The organism is Pseudotabrizicola formosa, assembly GCF_002900965.1.
In the GTDB taxonomy this organism is placed as follows: Bacteria; Pseudomonadota; Alphaproteobacteria; order Rhodobacterales; family Rhodobacteraceae; genus Pseudotabrizicola; species Pseudotabrizicola formosa.
In genome coordinates this window covers 399,645-412,153 of sequence record NZ_PJOM01000003.1, presented here as the reverse complement: position 1 = coordinate 412,153, position 12,509 = coordinate 399,645, and the positions used below count along the sequence as shown (strand labels likewise).

11 protein-coding genes and 1 pseudogene are annotated in these 12,509 nt (G+C 67.4%); 6 read left to right on the top strand and 6 right to left on the bottom strand.

The features are described 5' to 3' along the window. Positions 1-3 precede the first annotated feature (3 nt). Both pyrC and plsY read left to right on the top strand, forming a co-directional pair. On the top strand, positions 4-1,275 hold the full coding sequence (pyrC, locus tag CXR43_RS13210) for a dihydroorotase (protein WP_103334523.1): 1,272 nt from the start codon (positions 4-6) through the stop codon (positions 1,273-1,275). Positions 1,276-1,281: 6 nt separating this feature from the next. Next, a complete protein-coding gene (plsY, locus tag CXR43_RS13205) occupies positions 1,282-1,887 on the top strand; it encodes a glycerol-3-phosphate 1-O-acyltransferase PlsY (protein ID WP_103334522.1) in 606 nt (201 codons plus the stop codon). Between the two features lie 125 nt (positions 1,888-2,012). On the opposite strand, the gene CXR43_RS13200 is transcribed toward plsY, so the two are convergent. The 3 genes from CXR43_RS13200 to CXR43_RS13190 form a co-directional block, all read right to left on the bottom strand. Further along, positions 2,013-3,359, bottom strand: coding sequence for a glutamate--cysteine ligase (locus tag CXR43_RS13200; RefSeq protein ID WP_103334521.1), 1,347 nt, complete (start codon positions 3,357-3,359; stop codon positions 2,013-2,015). A gap of 105 nt (positions 3,360-3,464) precedes the next feature. Further along, on the bottom strand, positions 3,465-4,031 hold the full coding sequence (locus tag CXR43_RS13195; protein WP_246831386.1) for a hypothetical protein: 567 nt from the start codon (positions 4,029-4,031) through the stop codon (positions 3,465-3,467). Then, positions 4,028-4,762 carry a 16S rRNA (uracil(1498)-N(3))-methyltransferase gene (locus CXR43_RS13190; RefSeq protein ID WP_103334520.1) on the bottom strand — a complete coding sequence of 245 codons (735 nt, stop codon included), beginning with the start codon at positions 4,760-4,762 and terminating at the stop codon, positions 4,028-4,030. The genes CXR43_RS13195 and CXR43_RS13190 overlap by 4 nt, the downstream gene beginning before the upstream one ends. Positions 4,763-4,774: 12 nt before the next feature. On the opposite strand from CXR43_RS13190, the gene ubiA reads away from it, so the two are divergent. From ubiA to CXR43_RS13175, 3 genes and pseudogenes are all read left to right on the top strand, one after another. After that, on the top strand, positions 4,775-5,755 hold the full coding sequence (gene ubiA / locus CXR43_RS13185; protein ID WP_103334519.1) for a 4-hydroxybenzoate octaprenyltransferase: 981 nt from the start codon (positions 4,775-4,777) through the stop codon (positions 5,753-5,755). A 182-nt stretch (positions 5,756-5,937) separates the two neighbouring features. After that, positions 5,938-7,911 (top strand): OmpA family protein, encoded by a 1,974-nt coding sequence (locus CXR43_RS18190; RefSeq protein WP_103334714.1) that lies wholly within the window; start codon positions 5,938-5,940, stop codon positions 7,909-7,911. A 17-nt stretch (positions 7,912-7,928) separates the two neighbouring features. Next, positions 7,929-8,282, top strand: a pseudogene (locus CXR43_RS13175) (hypothetical protein); the annotation flags it as partial. A gap of 13 nt (positions 8,283-8,295) precedes the next feature. On the opposite strand, the gene CXR43_RS13170 reads toward CXR43_RS13175, so the two are convergent. Next, complete coding sequence (locus CXR43_RS13170) at positions 8,296-9,075, bottom strand: hormone-sensitive lipase (RefSeq protein WP_103334517.1); 780 nt, start codon at positions 9,073-9,075, stop codon at positions 8,296-8,298. Positions 9,076-9,180: 105 nt separating this feature from the next. Here CXR43_RS13170 and CXR43_RS13165 point away from each other — a divergent pair, with 105 nt between their 5' ends. Further along, positions 9,181-10,659, top strand: a complete 1,479-nt coding sequence (locus CXR43_RS13165) for an NAD-dependent succinate-semialdehyde dehydrogenase (protein ID WP_103334516.1) — start codon at positions 9,181-9,183, stop codon at positions 10,657-10,659. 64 nt (positions 10,660-10,723) lie between these two features. On the opposite strand, the gene CXR43_RS13160 is transcribed toward CXR43_RS13165, so the two are convergent. Further along, the gene (locus CXR43_RS13160; protein WP_103334515.1) at positions 10,724-11,296 is read right to left on the bottom strand and encodes a DUF1190 domain-containing protein; all 573 of its coding nucleotides are present in this window, start codon (positions 11,294-11,296) and stop codon (positions 10,724-10,726) included. 4 nt (positions 11,297-11,300) lie between these two features. Beyond that, the gene (locus tag CXR43_RS13155) at positions 11,301-12,482 is read right to left on the bottom strand and encodes a glutathionylspermidine synthase family protein (protein ID WP_103334514.1); all 1,182 of its coding nucleotides are present in this window, start codon (positions 12,480-12,482) and stop codon (positions 11,301-11,303) included. Positions 12,483-12,509: the final 27 nt, after the last annotated feature.

The window sequence follows — 12,509 nt, the reverse complement described above, 5'->3', positions numbered from 1 at the left end:
CCGATGACCCTGTTTCTGGAAAATGCCCGCATCATCGACCCCGAAGGGGACACGATCACCACCGGCAATGTGATCCTTGATGCAGGGGTGATCGCCGCCATCGGTGCGGCCTCCGCCCCCAAGGATGCTCAGGTGATCGACTGTGGCGGGGCCTGCCTGGCCCCGGGCATCATCGACTGGGGCGTCAAGATCGGCGAACCCGGCGAACGGCATCAGGAATCCTTCCGCTCTGCCGGCCTTGCGGCGGCGGCGGGCGGTGTGACCACGATCATCGCCCGCCCCGACACCTCCCCCGCCATCGACACGCCCGAAGTGCTGGAATTCGTCACCCGTCGCGCGGCCGAGGCCTCACCGGTCCGCATACGCCACATGGCTGCCCTGACCAAGGGCCGTGACGGCCGCGAGATGACCGAGATCGGCTTTCTGCTCGACGCCGGGGCCATTGCCTTCACCGATGCCGCCCGGGTCTGCACCGACCCCAAGGTGCTGTCGCGCGCGCTGACCTATGCCCGCAGTCTGGGCGCGCTGGTGATCGGCCACCCGCAGGACCCGGGCCTGTCAAAAGGCGCCTCTGCCACCAGCGGCAAGTTCGCCTCCCTGCGCGGCCTTCCGGCGGTGCATCCGATGGCCGAACGCATCGGCCTGGACCGTGACCTTGGCCTGATCGAGATGACAGGCGTCCGCTATCACGCCGACCAGATCACCACCGCCCGCAGCCTGCCCGCGCTGGAGCGCGCCAAGGCCAACGGGCTGGATGTCACCGCAGGCGTGTCGATCCACCATCTGACGCTGAACGAATTTGACGTGGGCGATTACCGCACCTTCTTCAAGCTGACCCCGCCGCTGCGGTCCGAGGACGACCGGCTGGCGATCATCGAGGCGGTGGCCAGCGGATTGATCGATGTGATCGGCAGCTTCCACACCCCAGCAGATGAGGAATCCAAACGCCTGCCCTTCGAGGATGCGGCCAGTGGCGCGGTCGGCCTGCAAACCCTGCTGCCCGCCGCGCTGCGCTTGGCGCACGCAGGCCAGCTGACCCTGCCGCAGCTGTTCCGCGCATTGGCCCTGAACCCCGCCCGCCGCCTTGGCCTGCCGCAGGGCCGCATGGCCGAGGGCGCGCCGGCGGATCTTGTGCTGTTCAACCCCGACACGCCCTTTGTGCTCGACCGCTTCACCCTGCAGTCGAAATCCAAGAACACGCCCTTTGACGGCACCCGGATGGAAGGTAAGGTTCTGGCCACCTTTGTCGCCGGCCATCAGGTTTACGGAGCCTAACGCGAAATGCCCGACTTCACCTCTGCGCCCCTGCTGCTGGCCCTGACTGCCGTGCTTGCCTATCTGCTGGGCTCGGTGCCCTTTGGCATCGTCATCACCCGCCTGCTGGGCCTGGGCGATCTGCGCGCCATCGGCTCGGGCAATATCGGGGCCACCAATGTGCTGCGCACCGGCAACAGGCCCGCAGCCCTTGCCACCCTGCTGCTGGATGCGGGCAAGGGCGGCATCGCCGTGCTGATCGCCCGTGCGGCTTTGGGGCCGGATGCGGCCCAGGTGGCGGCGCTGTTTTCCTTTCTTGGCCACCTGTTCCCGGTCTGGCTGGGGTTCAGGGGCGGCAAGGGGGTGGCGACCTTCCTCGGCACGCTGCTGGCCCTTGCCTGGCCGGTTGGCCTTGCCGCCTGCGCCACCTGGGCGGTGACGGCGGCCATCACCCGCATCTCATCGCTCTCGGCGCTGGTCGCCGCCGCCCTCGCCCCGGTCTGGCTGGCGGTGCTGGGCTATCCGCAGATGATCCTGCTGGCCATCACGCTGGGCGCGCTGATCTTTGCCCGGCACAGCGCCAATATCGCGCGCCTGCGGCAAGGCACCGAGCCAAGGATCGGCAAAAAATAACCCTCCCCGCCCGCACCTGCGACACCTGATCCGGCAGAGCGGCTGCGCCGCGCTGTTTTTATCTCGTCGCGCGGGCTGCGCCGCGTCTCCTCGGGTCGGCGCGCTCCGCGCAGGCGCAGCCCCGCTCAGAGGCTGGCGGCCCGGTAGATCGGCGTCAGGGAGTGATCCCACTCGGTCTCATAGAGCCGCAGCCAGCGGTCGGCCTGCACCTCGCCCTGCGCCAAAGACTGGTGCAGCGGCGCGAGGTAGATCTCTTCGCCAAGACCGCGCGCCACCAGACCCGCCTGCGACAGCTCCACCGCCGCACGGGCCAGCGCTTCCAGCTTCACCCCGCCCGCCTCGCCCTTCAGAGCCGAAACCGAGGCCGCAACGCGCAACCCCTCGCGGGTGGCGGCATCGAACCCCTTGGCCAGATCCCAGGCGGCATCCAGCGCGGACTGGTCATACATCAGCCCCAGCCAGAACGCGGGCAGCGCATTGATATGCGCCTCGTCGCCGCAATCGGCCCCGCGCATCTCGATGTATTTCTTGACCCGCGCTTCGGGGAACACCGTTGTCATGTGGTCGGCCCAGTCCGACAGGGTGGGCAATTCGCCCGGCAGCGCCGGCAACTCCCCTTTCAGGAAATCGCGGAACGACTGGCCCAACGCATTGATATAGGTGCCGTCGCGGTAGACGAAATACATCGGCACATCCAGCACCCAGTCGACATATTGCTGAAAGCCGAAGCCCTCATCAAAGGCAAAGGGCAGCATCCCGGTGCGGCTGTCATCCAGCCCTCGCCAGATCCGGCTGCGCCAGCTCCTGTGGCCATTCGGCTTGCCGTCAAAAAACGGGCTGGAGGCGAAGAGCGCGGTCGCCACAGGTTGCAGCGCAATCGCCACCCGCAGCTTTTTCACCATATCCGCCTCGGAGGCGTAATCGAGGTTCACCTGCACCGTCGAGGTGCGGTACATCATCTGCGTCCCATGCGTGCCAACGCGGCCCATGTAATCGGTCATCAGCCGGTAGCGCCCCTTGGGCATCACCGGCATGTCCTGATGGCTCCACTCGGGCGCCGCCCCGATCCCCATGAAGCGCACGCCCATCGGCCCGGCGATTTCCGCCACCTCCTCCAGATGCAGGCGCAGCTCTGCCGCCGTCTCATGCATGTCAGACATCATCGCGCCCGACAGCTCAAACTGCCCGCCGGGTTCCAGGCTGATATTGGCCCCGTTGCGGTGCAGGCCGATCACATTGCCGGCCTCCCGCACCGCCGTCCAGCCAAAGCGCGCCTCCAGCCCCGCAAACAGCGCCGAGATCGACCGCTCGCCCGCATAGGGCAAGGGCGCATGGCTGCCCTCCAGCCAGCCGAACTTTTCATGCTCGGTGCCGATGCGCCACTGGGATTTCGGCTTGTTGCCCGATTCCATCAGCTCTGCCAGCTGGTGAAACGATGTGATCTGACCGCCGCCGGATTGTGGGATGGACATGAATTGAGGCTCCGGCTGGGGTCATGGGTTGCGCCTCACAGGTGTCTTGCGCCGTGGCCCGAGTCAAGACGGCGCGATGCGGCACCGGCGACATATCACAAAACGTTATTGGTCCGCCGGGCGAGGGCCGCCTTGCGCCACCACGCCGCGCCCGGCCCTGCGCCAGACCACCCGGTTTTCACCGCCCGCCATCACGGCGCGGCTGCCAGTGCCGGGCACCGGCGCGAGGGCGGCCAGCAGATCGGCGCTCGACAGGCCCGGCAGGCTGGAAAACGCATCAAACAACGCCTCTGTCCCCGCTGCCTCGACCGGGATCAGCAGGGCCTGGCCGTCGGTCTGTTTCAGACGCCACAGCCGCCGCCCACGGATCGAGATCAGCCGCACTTCCACCAGATCCCGCAGACTGACAAAGCCGCCCAGCTGCGGGCCCATGTAACTGACTTGCCCCTCATCCACCTGCACCACGCCCGGGGCCTCGCCCGCCGGCACAAAGCGCAAGCGCCGCCCTGCCAGCACGGCCAGCGCCACGCCGCCCAGGCCGATCACCGCCCCCAGCGGCACCAGCAGATAGCCGCCCAGCCACATCAGCCACAAGCCAAAGCCCAGCACGGCCACGCCCACACCCACCTCGCGCCAGCGCCACAGCGCGGCCTGCACCTCGGGGCGGATCATCGCCAGTCCCCCGCCGCCATCTGCCACAGCACCAGCGCCGCCACCGCCGCCGTCTCGGCCCGCAGGATGCGCGGGCCAAGGCTGATCGGGCGCACAAAAGGCAACCCGCGCAGCAGCGCCTGTTCCGCATCGGAAAACCCGCCCTCCGGCCCGATCAGAATCGCCCCCGGCCGGCCGGCCTCAAGGCCCGCCAGACCGGCAGCACCCGGCCCGGCCCCGGCCAGCGCCTCATCGGCCCAAAACAGCGCCCGGTCCGCGGGCCAACCCGCCAGCGCCCGCTCCAGCGGCTGCACCTCGCCCACCTGTGGCACAGCAGTGGCCCCGCATTGCTCGGCCGCCTCGATCGCATGGGCCAGTTGCTTGTCCTGCCGCCAGCGTTCCCCTTGGGTGAAACGTGTCGTGACCGGCATCAGCCGCGCCACCCCCAATTCCACCGCCTTTTCCACGATGAAATTGGTGCGCTCCTTGCGCACCGGCGAGAACAGCAGCCACATGTCGGGCGGCAGCTGCAAGGGCTTGGTCTGCACCTCGCAGAGCAACGCCCCGCGCCGCTTGCCCGCATCCACCACCCGCGCCAGCCATTCGCCGTCCCGCCCGTTGAACAGCAACACCCCCGCCCCGACCGGCAGGCGCATCACCGAGAACAGATAGCTCGCCTGCTCGGGGCCAACCGCCACGGCTTGCCCCGCGCCCAAGGGCTGATCTACATAGAGTCTGACCTTTGCATCCATAGGCGCCACGCTATGACCCAATTCCCGGAAATGCCAGAGCTGGCGCAGAGCCAATTGTCTGGCGGCGTTGCCGATGCCCCAAGCGACAACTGGGTGGACCGGCATGCCCCCGCCCCGGCCCGGCCCTATCTGCGTCTCAGCCGGGCCGACCGGCCCATCGGCACCTGGCTTTTGCTGATCCCCTGCTTCTGGGGCATTGCCCTTGCCGCGGCAGTGGACGGCTATCGGCTGTGGGATCTGTGGCTGGCGGTCAGCTGCGCCGCCGGGGCCTTCCTGATGCGCGGCGCGGGCTGCACCTGGAACGACATCACCGACCGCCACATCGACGGCAAGGTCACCCGCACCCGGTCGCGCCCGATCCCGTCAGGTCAGGTCACGGTGCGGCAGGCGCTGGTCTGGATGGCGGCGCAGGCGGGTCTGGCCGCCCTGATCCTGTTCACCTACAACGGGCTGGCCATCGGCCTTGGCATCGCCTCGCTGGCCCTGGTCGCGATCTACCCCTTTGCCAAGCGCTTCACCTGGTGGCCGCAGCTGTTTCTGGGGCTGGCGTTCAACTGGGGCGCGGTGCTGGCCTGGGCGGCGCATGCGGGCACGGTTCCCTTGGCCGCCGTGGTGCTCTATGCCTCCGGCATCACCTGGACGCTGTATTACGACACGATCTATGCCCTTCAGGACCGCGAGGATGATGCCCTGATCGGGGTCAAATCGACCGCGCGGCTGTTTGGCACCCATACCGGCTGGTGGCTCAGGCTGTTCCTGCTCGCCACCGTCGCGCTGATGGGGCTGGCGGTGATCCTCGCCCTCTTGCCCAGCCGCGATCCGTTGCAACTGGCCATCGCCCTTGCCGGGGTCTGGGCCTTTGGCTGGCATATGGTGCGGCAGATGGCGGGGCTGCGCGTTGACGACCCTGCCTCCTGTCTGGTCCAGTTCCGGGCCAACCGCGATGCCGGGCTGATCGTTGCGCTGTTTCTTGCCGTTGCCGCCGCGCTTTGATTGATCACGGCGGCTGCGGCTTTTAAACCCGCAAGGGAATCATCTGCCAACGGATCGGTCACCCGGCCGCCTCCCCCTGCTCCGGCCCAAGGCCCGGCCCATCGCCCGGCCCGAACCCCGGACAGCATTCAGTCAGGAACCGAGCCTTGCCCAAGCGCCTGCTTCTTCGCACCACCGCCCTGATGTCCACCACCCGGGCGCAGCTGGACAGCGGCCATCTGCCCCATGGCGTCATCGCCCTTGCAGCGGTCAGCGGTGCGGGCGTTGTGGCAGCCCTCGCCGCCTGGGCCTCGGCGCTGTGGATCGAGACACGGTCGGAACAGGCCGTGACCTCGCGCCTGCTCGATGCCGGTATCACCTGGGCCACGGCAGAGGCCGATGGCTTGCAACTCCATCTCATCGGCACCGCCCCGAATGAGGCCGCGCGCTTCCGCGCCGTGAACCTCGCAGGCACGGTGATCGACGCCTCCCGCGTGCGCGACATGCTCGATGTCACGCCCGTCAAGGCCATCGAAGCCCCGAAATTCTCGGTCGAGATGCTGCGCAACGATGATGGAATCCAGCTGATCGGTCTGCTGCCCACCAGCGATTCCGCCGAAGCCCTGCTGGCCGAGGCGCGCGCCCTGCGGTCTGATGGCGCAATCTCCGACATGCTGGAAACCGCCGCCTACCCGGCGCCCGAAGGCTGGGACGCCGCCTTTGCCTTCGGGATGGAGGCGGTCAAACGCCTGCCCCGGTCCAAGGTCTCGGTCGCGGCAGGCCGGGTCAGCGTCACCGCCATCGCCACCAGCACCGAAGAACAGCGCCAGCTCACCAATGATCTGAACAACGCGCGCCCCGAAGGGCTGCAGGTGTCCATCGACATCTCGGCCCCGCGCCCGGTGCTGACCCCCTTCACCCTGCGCTTCGTGCTGGATGATCAGGGCGCGCGCTTTGATGCCTGCGCCGCCGATACCGACCGCGCCCGCGCCCGCATCCTTGCCGCAGCCCGCGCCGCCGGTGTGCCGGGCCGGCCCAATTGCATCGTCGGCCTTGGCGTCCCCACCCCCAGCTGGGCCGATGCGGTCGCCACCGCCATCACCGCCGTCACCTCGCTTGGGGCCGCGACCATCACCTTCTCTGATGCCGATGTCTCGCTTGTGGCCGCCGCCACCGTGTCCCAATCCGACTTTGACCGCATTGTGGGCGAACTCGACTCGGCCCTGCCCGAGGTGTTTTCGCTGACCGCCACGCTGGAGCGCAGCTCTGACGTGGCCCTGGGCCCTGCCGAATTCACCGCCACCCTTTCTGCCGATGGCCGGGTCGAACTGCGGGGCCGCGTCACGGATGACCTGCTGCGCAATGCCACCGCCAGCTATGCCAAGGCCCGCTTTGGGGTCGGCAAGGTCTATTCCGCCACCCGGCTAGACAATGACCTGCCCGATGGCTGGCCAGTCCGGGTGCTGGCCGGGCTGGAAGCCCTGGGTGAACTTGCCGAGGGCCGCCTTCTGGTGCGCGCCGACACGGTCGAGGTCGAAGGCGTCACCGGCTCCCAGGCCGCGCGCAGCCGCATCTCGCAGGTGCTGTCCGACAAGCTGGGTCAGGGCCAGACCTTCAAGGTGTCGGTCCGCTATGATGAGGAACTCGACCCCCTCGCCGCCCTGCCCACCCCGCAGGAATGCGCCGCCGATGTGACGGCCGTGCTGGAACGCCGCAAGATCACCTTCCCGCCCGGATCGGCAGAAATCGACGGCCAGACGGTGGGCATCATGGACGCCCTGGCCGAAGTGCTGGAAGACTGCACCGCCGTCCGGATGGAAATCGCCGGCTACACCGACAGCCAGGGGTCCGACAGCGGCAATCTGGCCCTCAGCCAGGCCCGCGCTGATGCCGTGCTGCTGGCGCTGCAAGGCCGCGGCGTCACCGTCGATGCGCTCAAAGCCACCGGCTATGGCGAGGCCAACCCGATTGCCGACAACGCCACCGAGGCCGGGCGCGAGGCCAACCGCCGCATCGAATTCAAGCTCCTCGACCAACCCGCCGCCACCGCTGGCACCCCCGCCAGCCCAGAGGCCGGCGCGCAGGCCAGCGCCGACCCGTCCGATGACAGCAGCCCCTCGGTCGCGCCCACAGAAAAGACCCGCCGCCCCCTTGCGCGCCCGGCGCGTGACGGCTAGGCCAAAGGTGTCAGGCCCTTGCCCCCCATGAAGCAGACCGCATGAACCGCACCGAATTCATCATCGTCACGGCCATCATCCTGATGGCGGCCTTTGCCCTGGGGTGGTTCTCGCACTGGATCATGCACCGCTTTGCCCGCGTCCCCGGCGGCGACATGAGCGAGATGGACCGCCTGTCCTCGATGCTGCACGATGCCGAAGAAACCCGCGATCAGGCGATCATCTATCTGGAACAGCGCGAAGCCGAGCTGATGAACCAGATCGCCCAGACCGAGGCAGAGCTGCGCGCCGCGATGGGTGGCCTGCGCGACGCGCGGCACGAGGCCGAGGAAATGCGCGCCTATATCGAACGCATGAACGCCAACTCCTGATCGGGCCTCCTGCCTAGATCCCGTCCAGACAGGCCGCCATCAGCGCAGACCCGGGGTCGCACAGCCCGTCGATCACGTCAAAATGATGCCGCCCGCCCTCCACCGTCCAGGGGCAGGCCCAGTTCTCTGCCAGCACCCGCGCCTGCCACAGAAACGCGGGCCGCTCCTGCCCGCCGACCCAGACATGGCAGCCCACCCCCGCACGCGGACGCAACAGCGCCGGGCTTTCCGCCAAAGCCTCCGCAGCATCCAGCCGCAGCCTTGCGTTCATGTCCGTTGCCATCAGCGGCCGCAGATCCGCCAGCGGCGAAATCGGCACCACCCGCGCCAGCTCTGGCCCATCCCCGCAAGCCATCCGCGCCGCCAGATGCCCGCCCGCCGAATGCCCCGTCACCACCATTGGCCCCGCCACCCGCGCCGCCACCGCCCGCACCGCCGCCCGGATCTCCACCGTCATCTGCGCAATCCGCGCCTCGGGTGCCAGCGTGTAGGATGGCATCGCACAGGCCCAGCCCCGCGCCACCGCGCCCGCCGCCAGATGCGACCAGTCGCCCCGGTCAAAATCCAGCCAATAGCCGCCATGCACAAACACCAGCGCGCCGCGCGGGGGGCCCTCCGGCAGAAACAGATCAAACCGCTGCCGCGCCCCCGGTCCATAGGCCACATCCAGCTCGCCCCGCATCCCCGCCCGGAACGCCGCCGCCTCTGCCCGCCAGCGCGGCACAAACCCCTCCGCGCCCGGAATGAAGGCACCATTGGCATAGGCCCGGTCCGCCTCGCTTGCAAACTCCACTGTTCCACCCCGATTTGATCAAATATCCAGGCCAGACCCCGCTCCGAACTGGACAGGCCGCCCCCGCCATGCTTTGCATGGTTCAAACCGAAATAGGAGGCCCCCATGCTCGATTCCGTGACCGATCTGGCGTCGCTGTTGAAAGACCCGACCCTGCTTGCCACCAAAGCCTATGTCGCAGGCGAGTGGATCGACGCCGATGATGGCGCGACCTTCGCCGTCATCAACCCCGCACGCGGCGACGAAATCGCCCAGGTGCCCAATCTTGGCCGGGCCGAAACCGCCCGCGCCATCGACGCCGCCAACCATGCCATGAAAGACTGGGCCGCCCGCCCCGCCAAGGAACGCGCGCAGATCATGCGCAAATGGTTCGAGCTGATGATGGAAAACCAGGATGACCTCGGCACCATCCTCACCGCCGAAATGGGCAAACCCCTGGCCGAGGCCAAGGGCGAGGTCGCTTATGGTGCCAGCTTCATCGAATGGTTCGGCGAAGAGGCCAAGCGCGTCTATGGTGAAACCGTCCCCGGCCATCAGCGCGACAAGCGCATCACCGTGCTCAAGCAACCCATCGGCGTGGTCGGCTCCATCACCCCATGGAACTTCCCCAACGCGATGATCACCCGCAAGGCTGGCCCGGCGCTTGCCGCCGGCTGCGGCTTCGTCGCCCGCCCCGCCGCCGAAACCCCGCTTTCGGCGCTTGCCATGGCGGTCTTGGGCGAACGCGCGGGCCTGCCCAAGGGCATCCTGTCTATCATCACCTCGAAGAAATCCTCCGACATCGGCAAGGAATTCTGCGAAAACCCCATCGTGCGCAAACTCACCTTCACCGGCAGCACGGAAGTGGGCCGCATCCTGCTGCGTCAGGCCGCGGAACAGGTGATGAAATGCTCGATGGAACTGGGCGGCAACGCGCCCTTCATCGTGTTTGACGACGCCGATCTTGATGCCGCCGTGGCGGGGGCCATGATGTCGAAATTCCGCAACAACGGCCAGACCTGCGTCTGCGCCAACCGCATCTATGTGCAGGCCGGGGTCTATGATGCCTTCGCCGCCAAACTGCAGGCCGCCGTCGCCAAAACCCGCGTCGGCGACGGGCTGACCGAAGACGTGCAGTTCGGCCCGCTGATCAACGCCGCCGCGATCGAAAAGGTCGAGGAACATATTGCCGACGCCACCGCCAAAGGGGCCAAGGTTGAGACCGGCGGCAAGCGCCACGCACTCGGCGGCAATTTCTTTGAACCCACCATCCTGACCGGCGTCACCGATCAGATGCTGGTGACCACCGAAGAAACCTTCGGCCCCCTGGCCCCCTTGTTCAAGTTCGACACCGAGGAAGAAGTGGTGGCCAAGGCCAATGACACCATCTTCGGCCTTGCCAGCTATTTCTACAGCCGCGACATCGGCCGCATCACCCGCGTGCAAGAGGCGCTGGAATACGGCATCGTCGGCGTGAACACCGGCATCATCAGCACCGAAGTCGCGCCTTTTGGCGGCGTCAAGCAATCCGGCCTTGGCCGCGAAGGCAGCCACCACGGGATGGATGACTACATGGAACTGAAATACATCTGCCTGTCGATCTGACCCAAAGATCGCAAACGCAGCATCTGAACCAACAAAAAGGGGGGCAAAGCGCCCCCCTTTTTCGTCAGCTGCCCACCGACCGCGTTGCCGCCGATCCGCCAAAGCCGCCCCGGCTGGCCACCGCCGCCCGTGTCATCGGCGGCTGGCCTGCGGTGGTCGGGCCCTTGGCAAAGGCCGTGGTACCCATCTTGCCGGTCGAATTCAGCCGTGAAAGCTGGGTGCCGCCGGTCGGCGTCGCATAACCGCCGCCCGCCTTTGGCACCACCGGCTGCGCCATCGCGCGCCCGCCGCCCAGCGCCTGCCCGATCAGGTAACCGGCAAGCAGCGGCATGAAGATGCTGCCGCCCCCGCCCGACCCCGCCGCCGCATCGCCACCGCAATTTCCGGCCCCGTGCTCTTGCTCACACAGCTCCTGGCTTTCATAGCGGGGGGCCGTTTCGGCATGAACGGCCAGCGCCTCGGCAAAGGTGGTTTCGCAATCCTCGCGGGTGAACCAGCCACCCTGCGCCGCCGCCGCCATGCAGCTTTCCTTGTCCGGAAAGGCGGCCGCATCGGTCTGTTCTTCCTGCTGGCAGGCGGCCAGCCCAAAGGCGGCTGCCCCCAGAATCCCCAGCGATACCGCGCGTGATCGTTTCATGGCTCTACCCCTCAATGAAATGCGGCTTGAACCGCGACAGGTCTTGCGTGATAAGCTGGCGGTCTTCGCGCACGCCCAGCCCCACGCAGGTTTCCCCGACAACCCAGGCCCCGATCACCGGGCGAAAGCCCCCCATCACCGGCAAGGGCGCATAGGCCTGCACGATCATCGGATGCCGGTCATAGGCGCGGTTGGCCGCGCGCTCCAGCACGCGGCCCTGCGCGGTAATCGTCACCGACGCCCCCTCGCGCGAAAAGATCGGCTTGGTCACATGGCCCGCCAGCATCAGATGCGCGGCATCGGCCAGCCCCTTGGTGTCATCGGCAAAAAACGCGGGCAGCAGGTTCGGATGGCCCGGAAACATCTGCCACAACACCGGCAGAATGGCCTTGTTCGACAAAAGCGCCTTCCAGGGCGGCTCGATGAAGCGGCACTGCGCGCTGGCCAGATGCGCCGAAAACTCATCGGCAAACAGGTCTTCCCAGGGGTAGAGCTTGAACAGCGTGCCGATCACCCGGTCCTCGGCATCGGTGAACTGGCCCTCTTCGCTGATCCCGATCTTCTCAAGGTCGGTGTAATGCGCCCCCATCCCGGCCTCTCGCGCGGCCCAGGCCATGGTTTCCACCGTGGCATAATCCTCGGGCGCACCCGCCATCGCGGCAAAATGCAGGTCGGTGTCGGCCGGAAAGATCTCGGCAAACCGCTCCACCAGCGCCTCATGCAACCGGTTGAACTGGTCCGACCCCTCGGGCAGCACCCGCGCCGCCAGCTGATCCTCATACCACAGCCACTGGAAACTGGCGCTCTCATACAGCGATGTCGGCGTATCGGCATTGTATTCCAGCAGCTTGGCCGGACCCTTGCCATCATAGGCCAGATCGAACCGGCCATAGACCTCCGGCTCCCCCGCCTCAAAGCTGTCGCGGATGAAGTCCCAGCGCAGGCGCGGCAGGCCCATCCGCTCCATCAGCGCCTCATCGGCCAGCACGCGGGCCACCGCCTCGCGGCACATGGCGTGCAGCTCGGTGCAGGGGTCTTCGATGCGCCCCTCGATCTCTTCCAGCGAAAAGCTGTAGGCGCTGCTTTCGTCCCAATAGGGCTCGCCATGCATATCGGCGAAGGTAAAGCCAAGCTCTGCCGCCTTCGCACGCCACTCCGGGCGTTCAGGCACGGAAATACGGTCCAAATCTCTCTCCTCTGGTCGCCCTTCATA

Bases quoted from the DNA above. Each gene is read 5' to 3' on its own strand.
- pyrC (WP_103334523.1), top strand. From the start codon at position 4: ATGACCCTGTTTCTGGAAAATGCCCGCATCATCGACCCCGAAGGGGAC.
- plsY (WP_103334522.1), top strand. From the start codon at position 1,282: ATGCCCGACTTCACCTCTGCGCCCCTGCTGCTGGCCCTGACTGCCGTG.
- CXR43_RS13200 (WP_103334521.1), bottom strand. From the start codon at position 3,359: ATGTCCATCCCACAATCCGGCGGCGGTCAGATCACATCGTTTCACCAG.
- CXR43_RS13195 (WP_246831386.1), bottom strand. From the start codon at position 4,031: ATGATCCGCCCCGAGGTGCAGGCCGCGCTGTGGCGCTGGCGCGAGGTG.
- CXR43_RS13190 (WP_103334520.1), bottom strand. From the start codon at position 4,762: ATGGATGCAAAGGTCAGACTCTATGTAGATCAGCCCTTGGGCGCGGGG.
- ubiA (WP_103334519.1), top strand. From the start codon at position 4,775: ATGACCCAATTCCCGGAAATGCCAGAGCTGGCGCAGAGCCAATTGTCT.
- CXR43_RS18190 (WP_103334714.1), top strand. From the start codon at position 5,938: ATGTCCACCACCCGGGCGCAGCTGGACAGCGGCCATCTGCCCCATGGC.
- CXR43_RS13165 (WP_103334516.1), top strand. From the start codon at position 9,181: ATGCTCGATTCCGTGACCGATCTGGCGTCGCTGTTGAAAGACCCGACC.
- CXR43_RS13160 (WP_103334515.1), bottom strand. From the start codon at position 11,296: ATGAAACGATCACGCGCGGTATCGCTGGGGATTCTGGGGGCAGCCGCC.